The 21,633-nt window shown below is 65.6% G+C and carries 23 protein-coding genes; 12 read left to right on the forward strand and 11 right to left on the reverse strand.

Annotation, left to right across the window (positions count from 1 at the left end):
• Positions 1-40: 40 nt before the first annotated feature.
• Positions 41-1,414 (reverse strand): DNA polymerase Y family protein, encoded by a 1,374-nt coding sequence (locus tag B1756_RS16430; protein ID WP_086889532.1) that lies wholly within the window; start codon positions 1,412-1,414, stop codon positions 41-43.
• Between the two features lie 172 nt (positions 1,415-1,586).
• On the opposite strand from B1756_RS16430, the gene B1756_RS16435 reads away from it, so the two are divergent.
• Positions 1,587-2,948: a right-handed parallel beta-helix repeat-containing protein gene (locus tag B1756_RS16435; protein ID WP_086889533.1), complete on the forward strand. Its 1,362-nt coding sequence runs from the start codon at positions 1,587-1,589 to the stop codon at positions 2,946-2,948.
• Positions 2,949-2,983: 35 nt separating this feature from the next.
• Here B1756_RS16435 and B1756_RS16440 read toward each other — a convergent pair whose 3' ends face one another.
• Positions 2,984-3,457, reverse strand: a complete 474-nt coding sequence (locus B1756_RS16440; RefSeq protein WP_086890231.1) for a DUF8009 family protein — start codon at positions 3,455-3,457, stop codon at positions 2,984-2,986.
• Between the two features lie 5 nt (positions 3,458-3,462).
• Complete coding sequence (locus tag B1756_RS16445) at positions 3,463-4,974, reverse strand: RtcB family protein (RefSeq protein WP_086889534.1); 1,512 nt, start codon at positions 4,972-4,974, stop codon at positions 3,463-3,465.
• Between the two features lie 149 nt (positions 4,975-5,123).
• Here B1756_RS16445 and B1756_RS16450 point away from each other — a divergent pair, with 149 nt between their 5' ends.
• Positions 5,124-5,564 (forward strand): hypothetical protein, encoded by a 441-nt coding sequence (locus tag B1756_RS16450; RefSeq protein WP_086890232.1) that lies wholly within the window; start codon positions 5,124-5,126, stop codon positions 5,562-5,564.
• A 21-nt stretch (positions 5,565-5,585) separates the two neighbouring features.
• On the opposite strand, the gene B1756_RS16455 is transcribed toward B1756_RS16450, so the two are convergent.
• Positions 5,586-6,062 (reverse strand): archease, encoded by a 477-nt coding sequence (locus tag B1756_RS16455; protein ID WP_086889535.1) that lies wholly within the window; start codon positions 6,060-6,062, stop codon positions 5,586-5,588.
• 180 nt (positions 6,063-6,242) lie between these two features.
• Between B1756_RS16455 and B1756_RS16460 the strand changes: the two genes are divergently transcribed.
• The 4 genes from B1756_RS16460 to B1756_RS16475 all read left to right on the forward strand — a co-directional run bounded on the left by B1756_RS16460 (position 6,243) and on the right by B1756_RS16475 (position 9,473).
• Positions 6,243-6,719, forward strand: coding sequence for a GNAT family N-acetyltransferase (locus B1756_RS16460; RefSeq protein WP_086889536.1), 477 nt, complete (start codon positions 6,243-6,245; stop codon positions 6,717-6,719).
• 81 nt (positions 6,720-6,800) lie between these two features.
• On the forward strand, positions 6,801-7,976 hold the full coding sequence (gene priS, locus B1756_RS16465; protein ID WP_086889537.1) for a DNA primase small subunit PriS: 1,176 nt from the start codon (positions 6,801-6,803) through the stop codon (positions 7,974-7,976).
• Positions 7,973-8,881: a DNA replication complex subunit Gins51 gene (locus tag B1756_RS16470; protein ID WP_086889538.1), complete on the forward strand. Its 909-nt coding sequence runs from the start codon at positions 7,973-7,975 to the stop codon at positions 8,879-8,881. Before priS ends, B1756_RS16470 begins: the two co-directional genes overlap by 4 nt.
• A 100-nt stretch (positions 8,882-8,981) precedes the next feature.
• Positions 8,982-9,473: a peroxiredoxin gene (locus tag B1756_RS16475; protein ID WP_086889539.1), complete on the forward strand. Its 492-nt coding sequence runs from the start codon at positions 8,982-8,984 to the stop codon at positions 9,471-9,473.
• 98 nt (positions 9,474-9,571) lie between these two features.
• Here B1756_RS16475 and B1756_RS16480 read toward each other — a convergent pair whose 3' ends face one another.
• The 3 genes from B1756_RS16480 to B1756_RS16495 form a co-directional block, all read right to left on the reverse strand.
• Positions 9,572-9,979, reverse strand: a complete 408-nt coding sequence (locus tag B1756_RS16480) for a hypothetical protein (protein ID WP_086889540.1) — start codon at positions 9,977-9,979, stop codon at positions 9,572-9,574.
• Between the two features lie 614 nt (positions 9,980-10,593).
• Positions 10,594-11,730 carry a DUF63 family protein gene (locus B1756_RS16490; protein ID WP_086889541.1) on the reverse strand — a complete coding sequence of 379 codons (1,137 nt, stop codon included), beginning with the start codon at positions 11,728-11,730 and terminating at the stop codon, positions 10,594-10,596.
• An 88-nt stretch (positions 11,731-11,818) separates the two neighbouring features.
• A complete protein-coding gene (locus B1756_RS16495; protein WP_086889542.1) occupies positions 11,819-12,622 on the reverse strand; it encodes an inositol monophosphatase family protein in 804 nt (267 codons plus the stop codon).
• 84 nt (positions 12,623-12,706) lie between these two features.
• Between B1756_RS16495 and B1756_RS16500 the strand changes: the two genes are divergently transcribed.
• From B1756_RS16500 to B1756_RS16520, 5 genes are all read left to right on the forward strand, one after another.
• Positions 12,707-13,114 carry a hypothetical protein gene (locus tag B1756_RS16500; RefSeq protein WP_186336473.1) on the forward strand — a complete coding sequence of 136 codons (408 nt, stop codon included), beginning with the start codon at positions 12,707-12,709 and terminating at the stop codon, positions 13,112-13,114.
• 124 nt (positions 13,115-13,238) lie between these two features.
• On the forward strand, positions 13,239-14,030 hold the full coding sequence (locus tag B1756_RS16505) for a prephenate dehydrogenase/arogenate dehydrogenase family protein (RefSeq protein ID WP_086889544.1): 792 nt from the start codon (positions 13,239-13,241) through the stop codon (positions 14,028-14,030).
• Complete coding sequence (locus tag B1756_RS16510; protein ID WP_086889545.1) at positions 14,027-15,526, forward strand: small ribosomal subunit Rsm22 family protein; 1,500 nt, start codon at positions 14,027-14,029, stop codon at positions 15,524-15,526. Before B1756_RS16505 ends, B1756_RS16510 begins: the two co-directional genes overlap by 4 nt.
• Positions 15,527-15,618: 92 nt before the next feature.
• On the forward strand, positions 15,619-16,425 hold the full coding sequence (gene surE, locus B1756_RS16515; RefSeq protein ID WP_086889546.1) for a 5'/3'-nucleotidase SurE: 807 nt from the start codon (positions 15,619-15,621) through the stop codon (positions 16,423-16,425).
• Positions 16,426-16,630: 205 nt separating this feature from the next.
• A complete protein-coding gene (locus B1756_RS16520; protein WP_086889547.1) occupies positions 16,631-17,026 on the forward strand; it encodes a helix-turn-helix transcriptional regulator in 396 nt (131 codons plus the stop codon).
• Between the two features lie 44 nt (positions 17,027-17,070).
• On the opposite strand, the gene B1756_RS16525 is transcribed toward B1756_RS16520, so the two are convergent.
• Positions 17,071-17,757: an enoyl-CoA hydratase/isomerase family protein gene (locus tag B1756_RS16525; protein ID WP_086889548.1), complete on the reverse strand. Its 687-nt coding sequence runs from the start codon at positions 17,755-17,757 to the stop codon at positions 17,071-17,073.
• A 145-nt stretch (positions 17,758-17,902) separates the two neighbouring features.
• A complete protein-coding gene (locus tag B1756_RS16530) occupies positions 17,903-18,697 on the reverse strand; it encodes an enoyl-CoA hydratase/isomerase family protein (RefSeq protein WP_086889549.1) in 795 nt (264 codons plus the stop codon).
• 152 nt (positions 18,698-18,849) lie between these two features.
• Between B1756_RS16530 and B1756_RS16535 the strand changes: the two genes are divergently transcribed.
• On the forward strand, positions 18,850-19,569 hold the full coding sequence (locus B1756_RS16535; RefSeq protein WP_086889550.1) for a hypothetical protein: 720 nt from the start codon (positions 18,850-18,852) through the stop codon (positions 19,567-19,569).
• Between the two features lie 42 nt (positions 19,570-19,611).
• Here the strand turns inward: B1756_RS16535 and B1756_RS16540 are convergent, their stop codons facing one another.
• Positions 19,612-19,929, reverse strand: a complete 318-nt coding sequence (locus B1756_RS16540) for a hypothetical protein (protein WP_086889551.1) — start codon at positions 19,927-19,929, stop codon at positions 19,612-19,614.
• Positions 19,930-20,041: 112 nt separating this feature from the next.
• Positions 20,042-21,550 (reverse strand): phosphoenolpyruvate carboxykinase (ATP), encoded by a 1,509-nt coding sequence (locus B1756_RS16545; RefSeq protein WP_086889552.1) that lies wholly within the window; start codon positions 21,548-21,550, stop codon positions 20,042-20,044.
• Between the last annotated feature and the right edge of the window lie 83 nt (positions 21,551-21,633).

Here is a 21,633-nt window from a genome sequence, read left to right on the forward strand (position 1 = left end):
CGCGCTCGCAGATCAGCTGTCGGGTAACCGGACCTCGAAGTTACTCGAAGTCAGTCAACGACGCCTGCCCGTTCGAGGGGCTCGTTCCACCGTCTCCGTCCGTCGCAGGCTGTGACGACGCATCGTTGGTGTTCGACTCGAGAGCGTCGCCAGCTTCGTGCTGACCGTCCCAGCCGTCGAGACTGGCCTGACCGGCCTCCACCGGGGGCGACGTCGACTCGTCCGGCTCCGGGGCGGGTTGACTGTCCCAGCCGTCGAGGCTGGCCTGATCGACCGCCGCGAACTCGAGGTTGGCCACGCGGACGCCGACTTTCCGGACCGATTCGGACTCGAACTCCGCGAAGAGGTCGCGAGCGATCCGCTCGACCAGTTCGGGGTCGTCGACTGGACCCGGGAGTGATCGTTCGCGCGTGTTGACGTCGTACGGCGGCGTGACGGCCTTGACGCCGACGGTCCGGTACAGCGCACCCTCGCGCTGGGCGCGGTCGGCGACGGCGCCCGCCAGCGTCTCGATCTGGTCGTACTTCGGTTCTGCCTCCGAGACGGGTTCGGGGAAGGCAGATTCCCGCGAGAAGCTCTTCGGTTCCCCTTTCGGTTCGACCTGTCGGTCGTCGTTCCCGCGGGCGCGCTGGTAGAGTTCCCGACCACGCTCGCCGAAGCGGTCGATCAGCGGCTCTGGATCGGTCACCGCCACGTCACCCGCCGTCTCGAGGCCCATCTCCCGCAGTTCCCGCGCGGTTACGGGGCCGACGCCGTGGATCAACTCGACCTCGAGTGGGGCGAGAAACTCCCTGATTTCGCCCGGCCGGACGACCGTGAGGCCGTCGGGTTTGTCGAAGTCGCTCGCGATCTTGGCGGCGCTCATGGTCGGAGCGACGCCGACGCTGACGGTGACGCCGACCTCGCGGCGGATCCGGTCTTTGACGTGGCGTGCGAATCCGTCGGCGACCTCCCAGGCGGTTCGCTCGGTCACGTCCAGATACGCCTCGTCGATGCTCACCTCGCGGACGACGTCGGCACACTCGTGGAGGATCTCGCGAACCTCACTGGCGATCGACTCGTAGTAGTCCATGTCGACCGGGCGATAGAATCCCGTCTCCTCGCGTGTCAGGTCCGGGTCGTGATCGTCGGCGTCGCGCGAGAGTGCTGCACGACGGGGCAGCCGCTCGAGGGCGCTCGAGATCGCCTGAGCGCTTTCGACCCCGAACTCGCGGGCTTCGTAGCTCGCGGTGGCGACGGCACCGATGGTGTCGCCGGGTTCGTAGCCCATCCCGACGACGACGGGTTCGCCCCGCAGTTCGGGTTCACGGAGCCGTTCGCAGGAGGCGTAAAAGCAATCGGCGTCGACGTGACAGACGATGCGCTCGTCGGTCTCGCGTTCTCGGTCGACGCCCGGGAGACTGCCCTCAACCATCGGCTGAGTCGTCTGAGAGTTCGTCCGAGACGACGTGAACGTTCCGGGAGACGACGGCCGCTGGCGTTCCTCGACGGACGCTCTCACCGCCTGGACCGTTCGATCCTGTCGCTTTGTTACTAATTCAGCGCGACGAACAAGGCTTATTACATATTCCTCTCTTGGAGAATGTATGGGTGACTCGCTGGAGGGAACTGGATTCGGACGGCGGTCGTTTCTCCTCGGCTCGAGCCTCGCTGTGGTCGGGGCTGCCGGCTGTCTCGAGACCGATCCGACCGCCGAGGAGTTCGACGGCGGCGACGGCGGCGGGAACGGTGGCGGCGACGACGGCGATCCCGACGCGACCGTCTCGGGGACCGAGGCCCCTGAACCGGACTTCACCGTCGGCGACAGCGACGACGCCGACTACGAGACCGTCCAGCAGGCCTACGACGCCCTCGAGTCCGGCGACGTAATCGGCCTCGAGCCCGGCACACACACGCTCCAGCCCGACGTCGACAACGCCAGAGCCGGCGACGGCGAGGACCTGACGAAAACCTACACGTACGTCGGCGATCCGGACGAGGAGACGACCCTCGAGTTCGTCACACCGGAGGCTCGGTCGTTCGTCGTCCGCGGCCCCCAGCGATTCAAGCCGGAAGACGGTCCACCGGGGTTCTGGCACCTCACACTCGACGTACCCGAGGACGTCACGTTCGCCCGGATCGACGACGACGAACTCGACGAATACGACGGCGAGTACGACGGCGACGCCGACAGCTATTCGGAGGCACAGAGCGACGTCAACTTCTGTACCGTCCACGGCTCGCTCGATGGACCGGTCAGCGCCACCGAGAGTGTCTTCTACGACGCCCTCGCACACGAACTCTCACCGCGGGACTGTCACTTCATGGGGACCGTCAGAGGCTCCCGGATCACCGCTCGCCGCTGCCAGTTCGACGGTCAGCTCCGGAGTGACAACGGCTGGGTCACAGACAGCGTGATCGAGGGCACGGCCAACCTGAACAACGTGACGCTGATCCGCTGTGACCTCGACGGCGGCCTGAACGTCACCGGACACGGCCGCGTCGAGAACTGCGTGATCGAACCACAGCCCGACAGTCGCCAGGCGATCTCGATCTCGAGTTCCTACCGGGTCGATATCACAGATTCGGTGATCCACGGGACGGTCCGCTCCAATCAGGACGGCTCCTACATCGACAAATTCGAGCTCAACGTCTTCGACGTCCCCTCGAGTACCCGCTGGATCATCGACGGCGCGCCAGCAACCGACATCTACCTGAACGCCTTCGTCGGCGGCGACGTCCGGATCACGACCGACAGCGGCGACCTCTCGTCGTTCCCGGCCGACGACCTCACACTGTACGATCGCGAGCGCGAACTGGGCAACTATTACAGCGAGTGGGACGGCGAAGAGGCGGCAGACGGGATTCTCAAAGCGCGTACCTTGCCCGGCGACGACGGCGAGATGGACCGGTATCCGCTGGCCCACGACGACCTCGAGTCGTACGTGGAAGACGAAGACGACGACTGACCCCGCAAGGAATTCTCACGGGACGTCCACACCGATCAGCCGAGCGGCTTGACGTCGACTTGATGCGGGCCGGCCGGCGTCTCGAGCGTGACGGAATCGACGAGCGCCGACAGCGCTCGCTCGCGCCACTGTTCGACGGCGGCCGCGTGGCGTTCCCTGACCGCGTCGGCGCTGGCTGCCGGTTGTACTTCCCCCGGATCGGCACGTTCCCCTCCGTCGACGCCCTCGAGTGCGGTCTCGAGCGACGGGTACCCCTCGACGACGGCGGACTCGAGGACGGTCGACGGCTCGAGGTGGATCGCCCCCGTCAGCGGGGCGTCGTCGACGTGGTAGACGTGCAGGCGTGCACGCATCCGTCCGTGAAACGGCGGCGTCACCCGCAGGACGCTCTCACCCGGGTTCTCCCGGCCGTAGAGGAACGCGTCGACTGCGTCCTCGCTCGAGACGGCGAGCGAGCGAATCACGGTCGGATCCTTGCTTCCGGGACCGGACTCGTCTGCTGGGCTCACCGGCGTCACCCCTTGATGTTACAGACGGGGAAGGTCCGGGCGACCTTGTCGCCGATGCCGAGTGCGTCGGAGACGCCGACGACCTCGTCGACGTCCTTGTAGACGCCCGGAGCCTCCTCGGCGACGGTCGCGCCGGACTGTGCCTTGACGTAGATCTGGTCCTGATCGCGGAGTTGCTGCTGGACGTCGCCGCCCCAGTACTCGTTTTTCGCCTGTGTGCGGCTCATCAGGCGGCCGGCACCGTGGGCGGTCGAGCCGAACGTCAGCTCCATCGAGTTCTCGCCGCCGCGCAGGACGTAGTTCCCCGCGCCCATACTGCCGGGAATGATGACCGGCTGGCCGACGTCGCGGTAGGCCTTCGGGACCTCGGGGTGGCCGGCGGGGAACGCCCGCGTCGCACCTTTCCGGTGGACGTAGAGTTCGCGTTCCTCGCGACCGACGACCTCGTCGCCGACTGCGGGCGTGCCGTCGGGGCCGACGTCGACCTCGTGGTACTCTTTTTTCGCGATGTTGTGGGCGACGTCGTACAGCAGTTCCATCTCCATGTCCTCCCACGAGCGGTCGAACACGCGTTCGAAGACCTTGCGGACGCGGTGCATGATCACCTGCCGGTTGACCCACGCGAAGTTGATCGCGGCGTTCATCGCTCCGTAGTAGTCCTCGGCGAGTTGCGAGCCTGCAGGCGCCGCCGCGAGTTCCTTGTCCGGTAGTTTGTCGAGTAGTCCCCTGTGTTGCTGTTCGATCTTCCGCAGGTAGTCGTTACACGTCTGGTGACCCAGCCCCCGGGACCCACAGTGGATGAGGACCACGATCTGGTCTTCCTCGAGCCCGTAGGCCTCGCCGACCGCTGCGTCGAAGACGTCGGTCACGCGCTGAACCTCGAGAAAGTGGTTCCCCGACCCGAGCGAGCCGATCTGGTTCTTCCCGCGATCTTTGGCCTTCTGGCTCACTTTCGAGGGGTCGGCTTCCTCGCGCATCCCCTCGTCCTCGCAGTGCAGCAGGTCGTCCTCGACGGCGTGGCCGTGCTCGAGCGCCCAGTCGACGCCGCGGGCGAGGATCTCTTCGACGGTGTCGACGTCGCCGTCGACGATGCCGCCGCCACCGAGTCCCGACGGGATATTGGCAAACAGCGAGTCGACGAGCTCTTCCTCGCGATCCTGCAGGTCGCTGTAGGTCAGACTGGTCCGCATCATGCGGACACCGCAGTTGATGTCGTAGCCGACCGAGCCGGGCGAGATACAGCCCGTCTCGACGTCCATCGCACCGACACCGCCGACCGGGAAGCCGTAGCCCTGGTGGCCGTCGGGCATACAGATCGCGTAGTTTGCGATCCCTGGCAGGTGGGTCGTATTCTGTAACTGTTCGAGGGTCTTGTCGTCGGAAATCTCCTCGAGCAGCGCCTCGCTGGCGAGTACGCGTGCGGGAACGCGCATGTCTCCCGTCCGGGGAATCTCCCAGACGTGCTCGCGCACCTGCTCGAGCGTGACGCCGTCGGCATCGAACGTTCGGTTGGTCATGTGTAGGGGGTCCGTCCGCGACGATGAAAGGTGTTCGTCTCTTCGGTCGCCTGACCGATAGACGAGGTGGCTGGAACCGGTCGGACCCTGCCACTGCCATGGCGCGACCAGACGGTAGATTCAACGGCCGGCCGCTCGTCGGTCGACCCGTGTACAGGCGAACGTTACTCGCGGCTGCCGCCGGAACGATGGGCGCAACGGCCGGCTGCCTGAACCGGATGCCGTTCGTCGGCTCGAGCGTCGACCCGTCGTTCGAACGCGTCTCCGCAGACCTCGCCCACGACGAGGACCCACAGGTATCCGTCGACGATGGCACCGTCACCGTCCGCGGGACGGTCGAGCACGGCTCGAGCGAGTGTGGAACCGTGGACCTGGCCCACGCAGCGTACGAACGGTCACAGGCAAGGCTGGATCTGCTCGTCGTCGCCGCCGACGACGGGTCCGGATTCGGGGGCTGCACGGACGACCTCGTCCACGCTGGCTACCGTCTCGAGGTCGACGCTCCAGACGGCCTTCGTCGCGTCTCGGCGACCGAACATCACGTCTTCGGCGACACCTACTCGACGACCGTCGATGGCCTCGACCGATGATCGAGCGACGCGCCGGTTCGCTCACATATCGAAGACGACGTACGCTTCCCAGCCCGAGTCCGTCGGCTCGAGTCGCATTTCGGAGTAGGTGACGGCCTTGACCTCACGGGCGGCGACGTCGGCGAGCGAGACGCCGCGAGCGGTGGCCTCGAGCGACCAGGCATCCAGATCGTCGGCGACGTCGTTCGGTTCGTCGCCGCCACCGCCCTCGGAACTCGAGGGGTCACTCGCCGGGCCGTCGATCGCTGCCACCTCGTGGTTGACTGGGAGTTCGTCCCGGACGTCGCGCAGGTAGACGAGTTCGTCGAGGTAATCGAACAGCAGCGCCTCGCGCGATTCGGCGGTCACCGACACCGAGAAGCGCTCGCCGCCGTCGGGGACCGACTCGAGCGACGCCGCGACGAACCCCTCGGCGACCGCAGCGAAGACCGACTCGAGCGTCTCGCCGGTGGCTGCGACGGCCACGTCGGCGGTGTGCTCGCGAAGTTCGTACTCCATTCTGTCGGTCCTACGGTGTCCAAGGTGGTATGCCCGTCGATTCACCGAACTGTTCAATCTCGAACGTTCCGAGACCGCGAGACGTACAGACGGTCGGGGGTCGATCTGTCGACGGCGTCAGACGTTCTCGAGGCTTGCCTGCCGGTGGAATTATATTCTCGACCATGTTAGGTCGTGGTAGTGAGCGTCAACATCGACAGTCGCGTCGTCACCCCGGGGAGTGACGACTTCGTCGACGACGCCTGGGACTTAAAAGAGGAGATCAATCGTCGCGAGGGGGTGCTCAAACAGCGACGGGACTTTTTTACAGACGCCTATCGTCGCTCGACGGTCCACTGTTACCTCCAGAACGGCGACCTGATCGGCTTCGCGGCCGTCAGGCGCGACGGCTACATTCTCTTTCTCGCGGTCGATCCCACCCACCAGGGCGAGGGAATCGGCAAGAACCTCGTCGCTCGCGTCGCCGACGACCACGACACCGTCACCTGCCACGCCCGGACGACCAACGAGAACGCCCTCCAGTTCTACGAACACCTCGGATTCGAGATCAGGCGGCGCATCGACAACTACTACGAGGACGGCGGCGACGCCTACTACCTGAAACTCGGGGCCGACACCGGAATCACCGATCGTATCTCGGAACTGATGCGGCGCTGATACGTTCCGGCCACCGACGTCGGAGGCTGGACGGGGTTTCCGGCACCATTATACCTCAGTACTGACGACTACTCGAGGCGCATGGAGGAGCGAACGAGGGCCTATCTGCGGGGGCGATTTCGCGATCACTACCGGCGAACGGAGATCACGCCGCCGCCCGCGGCCAACGAACGCGAGTGGGGCTTCATCCCGTGGACGGAGAGCCCCGGGACCACGATGGTTCGCCACCGTTCGCTGCTCGAGCTGGGTGATCTCTCGGAGTTTCTGGTTCGCAAGCGGCCGCGTCACGTCTACTTCTCGGCCGGCCGCTTTCGCGACCCCGGGGCGTCGTCGATGCACGACAAAGACTGGCAATCGGCCGACCTCGTCTTCGACTTAGACGCCGACCACCTCCCCTCTGTCACCCTCGGCGAGGACACCTACGCGGAGATGCTCGCGAAGTGCAAGGACGCCCTCTACCGACTCCTCGAGTTCCTCGAAGAGGATTTCGGCTTCGAGGACACCGAGGTCGTCTTCTCCGGCGGCCGGGGCTATCACGTTCACGTTCGCGACGAGAACGTGCTGCACTTAGAGCGGGAACACCGCCGCGAGATCGTCGACTACGTCCGCGGCATCGGACTCGACTTCGACGAACTGATCGAGACCGAGACGGTCGCCGGCCTCGGCCGGAAGACGCCCACCGAGCGAAAGACGCTCCGGATCGACGGCGGCTGGGGGAAACGAATTCACGGTCACTTCATGGACTTCGTCGACGAGTTGCTGGCGGTCGACGAGGAAGCGGCTCTCGAGCGGCTCCAGTCGTTCGACGGCATCGGAGAGGGGAAAGCCGAGGCAACGCTCGCCGCCGCGCGGAACAACCGCGAGGGTCTCGAGGCGGGCAACGTGACGGTCCACACGGCGATCGCCCAGCTCGCCGAACGGTTCGCAGCTGAGGCCGTCGAGCGCGACAACGCGCCGATCGACGAGCCGGTCACGACCGACACCAATCGACTCATCCGGCTCCCGGGAAGCCTTCACGGCGGCAGCGGCCTCGAGACGGTCCGGCTCACACGCGAGGAACTCGTCGACTTCGACCCGCTCGTCGACGCCGTCCCGGAGACCTTCCACGGACAGGAAATCGCCGTGGACGTCACCGACGGCGGCGAGGTCGAACTCGGAGGAGATAGCTTTACAGTCTCCGAGGGCGACCAGTCACTACCGGAGTACGTCGCCGTCTTCCTGATGGCACGCGGACGGGCCGAAAAGGAGAAAGAATGAACCTAGACGAGTTGCGCTCGGTCCAGAGCACGGAACGACAGAAGGACAGTCTCCAGAACCTTCGTCCGTCGTTCTACCGGGAAGTCGGCGAGTACATCGCCGACCTCGAGGCCGAGCGCGACCGGATCGCCGACCAGGTCGACGATCCCTTCTCCTCGCCCGAAGTGAGCCGACTGACAGACGAGATCGAGACTGCGAGGGACGTCGTCGAGGCCATCTACGAACGTCGTATGGGCAAGCTCGTCAAGCAAGCGAGCCTTGCCGCGGCCGGGCTCAACGCCGACGACGAGGGCCTCACCGCAGAGGAAGAAGACCTCTTCGAGGACCTGGTCTCGCGCATCGAGTCGAACAAATCCCGGGTACTCGACGTTCTCGAGGTCCGTGACGACGCGACCGGCGCGACGGCCAGCGATCCGGCGGCCACCGGCGACGAGTCCCGGACCGGTGAACGGGCCGCCGCCGAACAGGGTGGCCCACCACCAGCGCCACCGGACGAACCGCTCGACGAGCCGTCGGACCCCTCGAGTGCTGGGCTGTCGCCTGCCGACGCGATGGGTGGCGACGGCGAGGTACCGTCGGTCGAGGAGCCTGTCGCTGCCGAGTCCGAGACCACCGACCCAGAGCCACCCGCGGAGCGCTCGTCCGGGACGGATCGAACCCGGGCCGATGGCTCGGCCGGGAGTGACCGACCGTCGGAAGCGGGTGAGGAAACCGAGGGCCCAGCTACCGACGCCGCAACGACCACCGACGTCGATCGCGTGACCGTCAAAATTACCCGGGATCTCGGCTCGATCCTCGGCGTCGACGCCCGCGAGTACACGCTCGAGACCGACGACGTGGTTACGCTCCCAGAAGAGAACGCGACCCCGCTCGTCGAGCGCGAAGCCGCCGAACGCCTCGAGTGACCGTCCCAGCCTTCGGGTCGGCCCGGCGATGCCCGTCGCGATCAGTTTTTGACTGGGCTGAAACCACAATACATACAACGACCCTCGCTAACTCCGCTCCATGCTCGAGGTAGGCGACGATGCACCCGAATTCGAACTGCCGAACCAGAACGGCGACCTCGTCCGTCGCTCGGACGCCGACGGTCGACTGGTCGTGTACTTCTATCCCAGAGCCAACACCGAGGGCTGTACGATCGAGGCCCGCCAGTTCGACGACGCACTCGAGTCCTTCGCCGCCGCGAACGTCGACGTCATCGGCATCAGCGACGACCCCGTTTCGGATCTCGAATCGTTCGCTGGCGAGTACGACCTCTCGTTCGATCTCCTCTCGGACGAACTGGGTGAGGTGGCGACCCTCTACGAGTCCTACGGCGAGAAACAGATGTTCGGAAACACCTTCGATGGCGTGTTCCGGAACACCTACGTGGTCGACCCGGATGGCCGCATCGAAGCGGTCTTCGAGAACGTTTCACCGGACGGCCACGCCGAGGAGGTGCTGGCGACGATCGCCGAACTCGAGGCGGAGGCGGAGTCGCCTTCTCCCACGCAGTAAGTGGGGGAGCCGAGGGTCTGTCGACCGTTTTGTGAGGCGAGAGTAGTCGCGAGCGAGCGGATGGTGATCTCCTGCGTTTCTCTCGATCAGGTAAGCCACTACTCCGCGGTGAGCCACGCGTCGAGAACGGCGGTGTGGACGGTCCGGAGATCGGCTTCCTGAATGATCGTCGCGGCTTCGAATCGGTCTCGAGCGGCCGCGATCGTCTCCGGCTCCGCGGCGAGAGACGTCAACGCGAACGCGTCGTGGTCGAGCGAGCGTGCGGCCACGAAGTTGGCCTCGTCGTACAGGGTCGCGAAGTCGGCGACGACCGAGGCGAGGAGGGCGTGGGTTGCATCGGCACCAGGGTCGCCGGACGGAATCGTCGAGACGGACGGATCGAAGTACTCCTCGAGGTCGACGACGCCAGCTTCGTCGTAGAGATGCTCCTCGAGCTGTTCACGAACGGATTGTGACAGGTACAGCCCGTAGGTTCGGTATCGGTCCCGGTTTCCCCCCGTGTCCATACAGCCCTATTCGTCGACCGTCCCTTCAAAGATACGGGTCGACAGCCAACCGAGCTTCGCCTGCTACGTACCCCGAGATGGGCGTTCCAGTAAGTCATCGGGTGGCCAGCCGTCTAACTCGTCAGCGGCATCGAACAGCTGATCTATAGTAGCCACTGCACGTCAGTGCACACCTGATCGCCAGACGGATCGGCGATCAGTGTGTGAATCGTTGCAGTGGCTACTATTTCCGACGTATCGGTGAGCGAGACGCCACCCGCTTCCCAGTCGACGTCGACGACTCCCTTCTCCTCGAGCTGTGGAAGCGGACCGTGGACCAGTCGAACGTGGGCTCGCTCGACTCGCTCCTCGGTAATCCGCTCGGGTGAGATGTCTCCGCGCTGCCACCTGTCTCGAGAGGTCGGTCATACGGATCGATCCGTCGCGTTGTACGAGTTCGTGGAGGACGAGCTGTCGATCAGCGCTTGCGAGGATACGAAACGCCTCCAGCTGATCCATTACGACTGGGTACACTCTCTGGAGGTGAAAACGGCTCTGTCGAACTGTGTAGGTATGCTTGCACAGACAGCCCCGGGTCGGATGCGGTCAGTTCCGAGCCCCCGAATCGACGCCGATCAGACGCCGAAGGTCGCTCGCAGCATGTCGCGGGTTCCGGGTCCGAGGCCGACAGCGACGACTGTGATCAGGAGGAGGTAGGTGTACTGGGGGCTCTCCTCGAAGACCTCTTCGTTGAAGATCCAGAGGACGATCACGGGTGCGATCAGCTTCACGATGAGGAACGGCCACGCCTCGCCGGTGACGGCGACGACGTCTGCCGGGAGGACCGAGCCGGTCGTCTCGACGATCCACTCGTTGACCGGGTGCTTCGGGACGAGATTCTGATCGTGGCCGAACGCCACCGCCCAGTCGAGGCCGATTACGTTCGCGACGCCGTCGACGGCGTGCGCCCAGATGACGATAATCCCCATGTACGCCGTTCCCCGGTTGACGCTCGGGAAGAACCGGTCGACGACGACCCACGTGATCGCGGTCGCAATCGTCGCGCCGACGAGCGTCGTGAGCAACAGCCACGGGTAGAAGGTCGCGTACTCGTGGACAGCCGCGACGTAGCCGAGGTAGCCAACCGTCACCGCCAGCAGCCCCGTCCCGATCGCAGCGAGGGGATACTCGTAGCCCGAGACGGTTCCCCGCCGATCGAGCCAGACCGAGATCACGACGGCGACGAGTGTGATGAGGAAGACCAGAAAGTAGATCAGCGGACTGATCAGGAAGCCGGACCACGGGAGTTCGATCGCGAGTTCGCCAGTGTCACGGAAGGCTGCAACGTTCGCGTCCTCGACGACGCGCAGCGCTCCGCCGAAGAGCATGAACGGGAAGAGCGCGTAGAAGCCCGCCCGGTAGCGTTCGATCTCGAGGCGCTGGATGACGAAGACGATCCCAACGAGGAAGAGGACCAGCGTCGGGATGTAGCCGGCGTAAGAGACGAAGGTGTAGCCGGGTGCCGCTGTCGGACCGGTGGCCACGCCCTCCTGTGCGGCCTCGGTACAGTGGAGTTCTTGCCCGCCGGCCCAGTCGATACAGCCCCAGCCGTGAGCGTCGGCGACGACTGGTCCCCAGTAGTACTGCCAGATGAGATCCCGGTATACTTGCTGTGGGAAGGCCATCGCCGCCGCCGCGATCCCAACGGCGAGGACGAGGACGGTCGCGGCCCAGACTTTGACCGGGCCGTACCGCTCGACGTAGTCGTACATATGCGAAACGCATCGCGGGCGAGTCCTTACCGCTTCCGATTTCTCACGTTACGTGACACGCGGTCGAAAGCCGATCGACCCCACCGAGTCAGGCCTCGTCGGCCGTCCGTGCTGCCTCGAGCAGTTCGTCGTGGAGGTGGCCGTTGGAGGCGACGAGACCCACGCTGTCGTGGCGCCAGCGGTTGCCCTCGAGGTCCGTGACGACGCCGCCGGCTGCCCGGACGAGCGCGACGCCGGCGACGGTGTCCCACGGATTCGTCTGCACGTTCGTCACGATGCCCTCGAGTGCACCCGTCGCGACCATCGCGAGCTCGAGCTGAGCACAGCCGAGGCGGCGCATGTCGGCGAAACGAGTGACGACCTCGCGGGCCATCGCCGCGAACTGGTCGCGTTCGTCGTACTCCCACCAGAACGTCGGGCAGACGGTCGCTGCCGCTGGATCCGTACAATCACTGACCGTGATCTCGTCGCCGTTCCGGATGGCCCCGTCGCCCACGAGTCGGTAGCGGTCCTCGAGTGCCGGAACGGTGATGGTGCTGGCGACAGGCTCGCCGTCGTCGACGGCGGCGACGGCGGTCCCGAAGGTTCGAGCGCCCCCGACGAAGTTCGCCGTACCGTCGATGGGGTCGACGATCCACGCCGGTCCGCTGTCGGGAACTCTCTTCAGGGCGTCTGACTCCTCGCCGACGATCGGCTCGTCGTACTCGGACTCTATCACGTCGATCACGGCGTTCTGGGCCTCGCGGTCGGCGCGGGTGACGACGTCGGCCTTGCCATCTTTGCGTTCGACCGCGAGGTCGGTACGGAACGCATCGGCCGCAACAGCGGCACCAGCGTCGGCTGCGTCGGCGGCGACGGTCGCCCGCCGGTCGGCATCTGGAGATCCGGTCATCGGTTGTCTCGAGTCTGTCGCGGCCGGAAAAAGGGCTGGCGGTTGCACACGACGTAGCACCATCCTCTCCGACAATGTCAGTAGATGGCAACCCTTTTCCGCGGCGGTAAAGAAGCCGGGTGTATGTCGGACGAACACGAATCCACCGACGAGGGTGGCGACGGCGAGGAGAAGTCCTTCCGCGAGCGCGTCGAGGAGATCCGCGAAAAGCGCGCCGAGGAGGCCGAAGAGGGAGAGGGTGGCGCACCCGAGAGTCCGTTCGGCGGCGGCCCGGGCGGCATGGGCGGGGGCGGGAACCCGTTCGCGCAGATGATGGGCGGCATGATGGGCGGCGGTCCCGGTGGCATGGGCGGTGGCCCGGGCGGCCCGGGTGGTCGCGGCGAAGAAGTCGGCAACGAGGAACTCGTCCGTGAGGTTCGACAGCTTCGGGACGAGATGCGCGACCAGACTCGCGCGCTCAAGCGCATCGCCGACGCGCTCGAGGACGACTGACTCGCCGTCACGACCGACCGTTCTCTCGACCACTGCAGGACGTGAGCGACAGCCCACGCAGTCGACCGTCGCTCACCTCCTCCAATCGAACTGTTTTTAGAACGCCGACGGGTAGCACGGACCGATGGACGTACTGATCGTCGGCGCGGGAGCGATGGGGACGTGGTTCGGCCGCGCCGTCGACGCGACGGTCGCGTTCGCCGACGTCGACCCCGAACGAGCGGAGCAGGCAGCCGACGCGGTCGGTGGATCGGTCGCCGACCTCGAGGGCGACGATCGTTACGACGTGGTCTGTCTCGCAGTCCCGATGACCCACGTCGCCGACGCGATCGCCGACCACGCGGGACGGGCCGACCGGGCCGTCGTCGACGTCTCGGGAGTCATGGTCGAACCGCTCGAGGCGATGGCGACCCACGCCCCCGAGTGTGAACGGGTGAGCCTCCACCCACTGTTCGGACCCGAACGAACGCCCGGGACGATCGCCGTCGTCGCCGAGGAGCCGGGTCCGATCAGCGAGGACCTGCTCGAGCGACTCGAGCAGCGGGGGAACGACCTGCTCGAGACGACCGCGGCGGAACACGACGAGGCGATGGAGACGATCCAGGCGGCGACCCACGCGGCAGTCCTTTCGTTCGCCGTCGCGATGGATCCGGCTCCCGATGGGTTCGAAACGCCGATCTACGAGGGGCTCCAGACGCTCGTCGAGCAACTCACGGAAGGAACGCCCCGGGTCTACTCCGATATCCAGTCGGCGTTCGAGGGGGCCGACGAGGTCGCCGACGCCGCGAGTGCGATCGCCGACGCCGGGCCTGCCGAATTCGAGGCGCTATATCGTGAGGCGGCGAACAGGTGGCAGCCGGCCGATACTGGCACCGGGGCCTCCGCAACTGAGGACACCGGGGACCGAGACCAATGACCGACCAGCGTGAGGCCGTTCGCTCGAACGCGAAGTACCTCCGGAACGTGCGGCCGATCGACCCCGAAGAGATCTGTGAGTACGTCGAGGGCTCCCCTCACCCGGCCGTCGTGCGACAGCTTCTCCGGGAGGAAGCCCCCGACCTCGGGTTGCTCGAGCGCGAGGATGGGACGTTCGTCCCGGTCGAGGACGACCGCGTCTCGCCACTCGAGGGGCCGGTAAAGCGGTTTCCGGCGGTCTACGAACGCCGGCTCGAGGACCTGCTGGTCGAGCGATACGGCGTCGACTGGCCCGGCGGGGCCAGTGGCGACCTGCTCCGGTCGACGATCCGCCGGTTCAAGGCCCAGTACCTCGGCGGGCAACCGGTCGAGTACGACGAGGACGTCGCGGCGGGATACGCGATCTATCACCTGCCGGCGTACTACGCGGCCGTCCAGTACGCCCTCGACGACCTCGCTGAGCGGGGATTGCTCGGTCGAAGCCTCCGGGTGCTCGACGTCGGCGCCGGCGTCGGTGGCCCCGCACTCGGCCTCTGTGAGTACCTGCCCGAGGACGCGCTGGTCGAATACCACGCGATCGAACCCAGCGCGGCCGCCGACGTCCTCGAGGAACTGCTCTCGGAAACGGGTCCCAACGTGCACACGACGATTCACCGGACGACCGCGGAAGCGTTCGACGCCGACGTGGCGTTCGACGAAGGCGGTAGCTTCGATCCGACCGATCCCGACGACGGCTTCGACCTCGTGTTGGCCTGTAACGTCCTGAGCGAACTCGAGGACCCCGTGGCGGTCGCCCGCTCGACACTCGAGTTGCTCGCGCCCGACGGCACCGTCCTCGGAATCGCGCCGGCGGATCGGAACACGAGTATCGGTCTGCGCGAGGTCGAACGCGAACTCGAGGACCAGCAGCTGTCGGGTAGCGCAGACGGGAGCGAGGGCAGTTCGGATCGGCAGGTCACAGTCTACGGCCCGACCGTCCGCCTCTGGCCCGGCGAACGACCGAGTGACCGTGGCTGGTCGTTCGACGTCAGACCCGACCTCGCCGTCCCATCGTTCCAGGAGCGCCTCGAGGCAGAAGCTGGCGGTGAGGAGCACGACCCCGGCGAGTTCGTCAACGTCGACGTCCAGTTTTCCTACTCGCTGTTACGGCTGGACGGCACCAGACGGGTCGACCTCAACCTCGAGACGAGCGACTGGGCGACGATGGCCGCGATGGATCGCCACGTCACCAACCGGATCGACCTCGTCGCGGCCAAACTCAGCCGGTCGCTCTCGGAGGGGTCGGACGCCAATCCACTGTTCAAGATCAGCGACGGGAGCGAACGAGTCGACCACTACGCCGTCTGTACCAGCGAGACGGAACTGAACCGGCCGCTGCTCGAGGCCGACTACGGCGACGTCCTCGCGTTCGAACAGGTGCTCGCGCTCTGGAACGACGACGAAGCGGCCTACAATCTCGTCGTCGACGAGGAGACGATCGTCGATCGGCTCGTCTGAGGCATCCGGATCGGAACAGGACGGGGCAGAACGCGGCCAAACGATCGACCGTAAACGGTGCGCTTTTCGGCCCTGCACTCGAGGAATGTCCCATGAGCGACGCCCTCGAGATCCTGCTGACCAACGACGACGGGATCGACGCCGCGGGTATCCGGGCACTGTACGATGCCCTCTCAGCGCACGCGAACGTCACCGTCGTCGCACCCGTCGACGACCAGAGCGCCACCGGTCGGTCGATCTCCCACGAAGTGGACGTAATCGATCACGAACTGGGCTACGCCGTCGACGGGACGCCCGCCGACTGCGTCGTCGCCGGCCTCGCCGAACTCGGGCCGTTTCCGGACCTCGTCGTCTCGGGCTGTAACGAGGGTGCGAACCTCGGCGAGTACGTCCTCGGTCGGTCCGGAACCGTCAGCGCCGCCGTCGAGGCCGCCTTCTTCGACGTGCCCGCCATCGCGACCTCGATGTTCGTTCCGATCGAGGACGGCCCCGTCTCGGCGGTCGAATTCGAGTCCGAAGACTTCGAGGAAGCAACCCGCGTGACGTCCTTCCTCGCCGAACACGCGCTCGAGGCCGGCGTCTTCGAGCACGCGGCGTACCTGAACGTAAACGTCCCGCTGGCCGGTGACGAACCCGCATCGATCGAACTCACTCGCCCCTCGAAGCGCTACGAGATGGACGCCGAGCGCGACGGCGACATCGTCCGCCTCAAAGACCGGGTCTGGGAGTCGATGGATCCCGAGATCATCCCCGATCCGGAGGGGACCGATCGCCGGGCCGTCGCCGAGGGGCGGATCAGCGTCTCGCCGCTCGCTGCACCGCACTCGACGAACCACCACGAGATCCTCGAGTCGCTAGTCGCAGAGTACGAAGCGTCGGTCGGCGTCTCGAGTCGGTAGGAGACACGGCGGTCGTGATCGTCGGAGGACTCGTCTGTGTCCCTGTATCCTTGCACCGTGCAAGGTGGAAGCCCTTCCACGATGGGGGCGTCGTCGAAGTGAACGTCGCAGGCGAGTCGACTGCCGGCGGCACAAATATAACTCAGTGGATTGAACCTCACCACAACCACCACCCCAGCGACCCGTATGGAGGATTCCCGACAAGATGGTATTCAACACACTGTGGGCTCGCCTCTCGTCTCTCTGGCCGCGCGCATCGACCGGAGACGAGGAAGATAGCGAGGCCCAGACGACGACGGAAACGGACGACGAGAACAGTGAAGACGAAACGCTGAGCTACGCCGAACAGTTCGAGTACGGCGTCGACGAGCGCGATCTCCCGGACGAAGACAAGATTCTGCGCCTGCTCGTCGAACGCGGCGGGCGCGTCAACGCCGACACCGCCCTCGAGGAGACGGGCTGGGAGGAAAGCCGCCTCGAGGCCGTCATCGAGGAGATGGAAGCCGACGACCAGGTCAGCGCGATCACCGTCGGCCGCAAACGAGTTATCTGTCGACGCGGGTTCGAGCCCAAGGGCTATCGTTCACACCTGAACGAGTAAGTTCGCGTCGCGATCCGGACACTTGCTGGACGATTCTCTCGCACTTAAATCGACGAGTCGACTCGTCGCTCCGCAGGTGGGTCAGGTGCGAGCGCGTCGACCAGCGTCGCCACCGTCTCGTCGTCGTAATCGGCGATCGGCTCGAGCAGCGCCAGCGCCCGCGCTTCGGCCTCGTCTTCGGGGACGACGTCGTTCGCGATTCCCACCGATTGGGCGCGCTCGGCGTCGATCTCCTCGCCAGTTAGCAACAGCTCCGCGGCGGCGTGTCGACCGACGAGACCGGGGAGCAGTTCCGCAGCGCGCGTCGGCGAGATGCCGTATTTCACCTCGGGGATCACGAACGACGTCTCCTCACCGAGGACGGTGAACTCACAGGACAGCGAGAGGAGCGCGGCAGCGCCGACGACGGCACCCTTACCCGCGAGGCCAACGGGCCCGGGATGGGTTTCGACCAGGCGGTAGACCTCCTGGAGCGTCTCGTTGAGGTCGGGATACTCGCCGAGGTAGTCCCCCGAGACGATCTCCGTGTCCATGCCAGCGCAGGTCACCCGACCCGTCCCAGTGAGCAGAACGGGAATCCCCTGCTCGTCTGCGAGTCGTGAAAACGCCTCGTGGAGTCCCTCGACCATCTCGGGCGTCAGCGCGTTCAGTTTGTCCGGGCGGTTCAGCCGTACCGTCGCGATCCCATCTGACCGCTCGAGGTCGACGAGATCCGTCTCGAGTGCGTCCATGGGGCGACCTCGACGTCGCGATCAGTAGCTCTTTCGTTCACATCAGTTTGTCAACGTATCTGTCGGTGGTGACTCGAGACGACTCGATGGGATTTCTCTGGAAGTGCCGACCCGGTCGAAAATCGAGAACAGTGGTCGGTCGGACCTACCGGCCCTTGAACTCTGGCTCGTAGTCGTCTTCTGCGAACCCGCGTGCGCCTTCGGCGTGGTCTTCGGTCTGGAGCAACTCGCCGAACTGCTGCTGGTCGTAGGTGATTCCTTCTGTGAGTCCCGCCTGGGTGGCCATCCGGGCGGATTTCTTGATCGCCTGGATCGCGAGCGGCGGTTTCGAGGCGATCTCCTCGGCGAACTCGGTCACGTCGTCGTCGAAGTCGTCACCGTAGACCCTGTTGACGATGCCGAGGTCCTCGGCCTCGTCGGCCGGGAGATGATCGCCCGTCATCGCGACTTCCATTGCTGCAGCCGGACCGGCCAGCGAAGAGATCATCTGGACGCCGCCGGCACCGGGAATGATGCCGAGGTTGACCTCGGGAAGGCCGAGTCGTGCCTCTTCGTGGGCGATCCGGACGTCACAGGACAGAGCCGTCTCGAGCCCGCCACCGAGACAGTAGCCCTCGATTTTGGCGATCACCGGTGCCGGGAAGTCCCGGATGACCTCGTAGTGACTGCGCTCGGAGGAGCCGCCCGGTGAGGCGTCGCTGAATTCGTTGATGTCGGCCCCGGCACAGAAATTGCCCTCGGAACCCTCGAGAACGACGGCCCGGAGGACGAGTTCGCCTGCAGCCTCGTTCTGTTCTTCCAGTAGCTCCAGCCCCGCAACGATGTCCGCGCGAAGCTGGCTGCTGAGGGCGTTCAGCGCGTCCGGTCGATTCATCGTGATCGTCCCGACGCCGGTTTCCTCGTCAAACTCCACGATCGTGGTCTCGAGTTCTTCGTGCATCGACCGTGACTATCCGTGCGCGAACCTATAACGTTTCGTGAGGGTGCAGTGGACGCCCGGTTCGACCCGAGCTGGGCCCGGGAATCGATCGAAATCGGACGGCGATGGCGGCAGGCCGGAAGATTTGATTGTGTGTACCTCGATCGTAAGGTATGCGTCGTCGACAGGTGCTCGTCGCGACGACTGGGGTGGTCGGGATGGCGGGCTGTGTGACAGGAGAGCGATCCGGCGAGAGAGACGATACGGGCGAATCGGATCGATCAGATCGACCAGATCGGATCGCGTCCGCGACCGTCGTGGACGCGAACGTCCTGACTGCACCGTACTTTTCGAACGGAGGCGGCGAAGAGACGCCGTGGGTGCGCGTCGATGTCGAAAACACCGAGTCGGTCCCACACGGTGGGCTGACCGTCGAACACCGGCTCCTCGATGCAGAAGGGACCGAACTCACGTCCAGCTCACGGGCTGGGACGTACGTACCGGCGAACGCGACCTGGCGCTACTTCGTCCGCGAAGACGCCGACCTCGAGTCGGTCGAGGACGTCGAGGCCGAGATCGTCGACGAACGAGCGACCGTCGACGCCACACTGATCGAAGACGTCCCCGTCCGAGAGCCCAGCCTGTCGTTCGGGGGTGACCTGGTTACGGTCGACGGCGACCTCGAGGTCGGTGCTGTCGACGAATCGACCCTGTTCGTGGTTGCCCCCGTCCACGACGACGAGGATACATTTCGCGGCAGCTGTACGCACGGAATCCGAGACGTAGACGGTGACCGTGTCGAGTTCAACGCCGACGCGGCCGGGTTTCGGACGCCCGACGGGTATCCAGCGCCGACTGACACGGACGTTCTCGTCTTCGACGACCGGCCCTGACCGGGTGGTCGCGAGCTCATCGTGCCCCGAGCGTGACTGTGGCTACGCCAGCCCCGGCGTCAGCCGCGGTCCCGACCGCTCGAGCGTCGATCGTGGAACCGCGCGAATCAGGCCGGTCGTCGACCGATAGGAGACTCGATCCGTCGGCGACTTCCGCGCGGTGAGCTTCCAGAATCCGGGTGAGCGGACGTCGACTTCACACAGCCCTCGCGAATCCGTCCGCGTTCGCCTGGATCCAACGTCGACGGTCGCATTCTCGACCGGCCTGTGGGCTCCGTCTCGAACTCGAACGCGCACCGACGTCCCCACTGGTACCTCGCGACGATCGACCTCGATGACGAGCTGTCGAGTCACCTTCATGTGGTCCCGTACCACACCTCGCACGTAAAATCACCGCCTGAACTTGCGACGGGCAGGATCGCTACCAGACGAAATCGCGCGATACCGCCAGCAGTCGATCGCGGCCGATCGGTCAGTACGTCGCCCCGACGACGTCGTCGTCGAGGTCGTCGAACGACTCGAGGTACTCCAGACGCTCCTCGCGAAGGGCTGACGCGGCCTCGTCGTAGTCTTCGACGTGATCCGGGACGCGGAACTGCTCGACGTCGAGTCCCGGAACCGAGGCCGGAACCGTCAGCCCAGTTCGGTCGTCGTCCGTCCACTCGACCGTTCCCCGCGCCAGTTCCGTGAGAATCGTCACAGATTCGCGCACGCCGACGTCGACTGTCTCGTCGCCGACGTATCCCGTGTTGATGACGAAACAGTCGACCTCGAGGTCGGCGATGAGGTCACGAAACCGGTTGCCCTCCTCACCCGGTGAGCCGACGATGAAGGGGTTCGTCCCGACCACGCGGATGGATTCGCCGGCGCGCGAGGGATCACCCGCGCTCGTCTCGATCGACTCGCCGAGCATGAACGCGGCTGCAGCCTCGTCCTCGTCGAGCTTCGCGACCGGCGGCATCAGCGGGTTGCGCGTGATGAAAAAGACCTGGTCGACCCGCTCCAGGTCGATTTCCGCGGCCGCGCTGTCGAGCTGGTCGCGCCGGACGATCGCTCGCGCGTTGGCGGTGTACTGGTCGTCGTCGAAGTCGACGCTGCCATCGTCGTCGACGGCGACGTTCTCGAGGACGGCCGACTCGTGGGTCGCCGCGCGGTAGAGGCCCGGCTGTTCGTCCTCGTCGAGACCGATCGTCTTGATGAACAGGCCCTCGCCCTCACTACCGGCGACGGAGCCGTCGGGAAGCAACGCACAGACGTCGTCCTGAACCATGACGGCTTCCTCCGGTTCCTCGAGCCAGAGGCCGTGGGACGTGAGCGTCGACTTGCCGGTCGCCGAGAGGCCGAGGAAGACCTGTCCGACGTCCCGGAGGTCGCCGTCGTCGTCTTCGACGCGGACGCGCTTGCTCCCGGCGTGCAGGCCGAGGCCGCCCTGCTGTTTCACTCTGTACATGAACAGCCGGAGGAAGGACTTCTTTGCCTCGCCCGTGTAATCGCTGCCCAGGACTGCCGTAAAGCCCTCGTCGGGGAGCACCCGGATGGCGGTCTCCTCGTAATCGGGATCCTGAACGGTCACGAAATCCGGCTCGCGACCGTCGCTCGGCTCGAACAGGTTCGCCCACGAGAGCGCGATGCGAGCGTAGTCGGTCGGGACGTAGAGCCGACAGCAGAACGTCGCCTCCGGGTGGCGACCGACGAGTCGGTCGAGACAGACCATCTCGCGACTCGTGGCTGCATCGACGGCGTCCGTGAGCAGCGCCTCGTCAGCGGCGGTGAACTCCTCGTCGACCGCCGTCTTCGTCTCGTCGGCGCTCCGCGATCGAAATTCGCTGACGTAGGCCGGCGAGCCGAACTCCGTCGTCCGTTCGTCGTCGGACGCGAGTTCGCGTAATTCCTCGAGAGAAGGATCGTAGCGCACGTTCGACGCGCGTGTTGGATCGGGGATGTCCTCTGCAGTCCGCGGCTCCGCACGGGTTTCGGACATGTGTGAGTTTCCGTTGCGTCAGGCCTTAAATCCGGCTGGTCTGTCTCATTTACCTAGCTGTTTGTCAACTGGTGTCGGGGGAG

Source organism: Natrarchaeobaculum aegyptiacum, from assembly GCF_002156705.1.
GTDB classification, from domain to species: domain Archaea; phylum Halobacteriota; class Halobacteria; order Halobacteriales; family Natrialbaceae; genus Natrarchaeobaculum; species Natrarchaeobaculum aegyptiacum.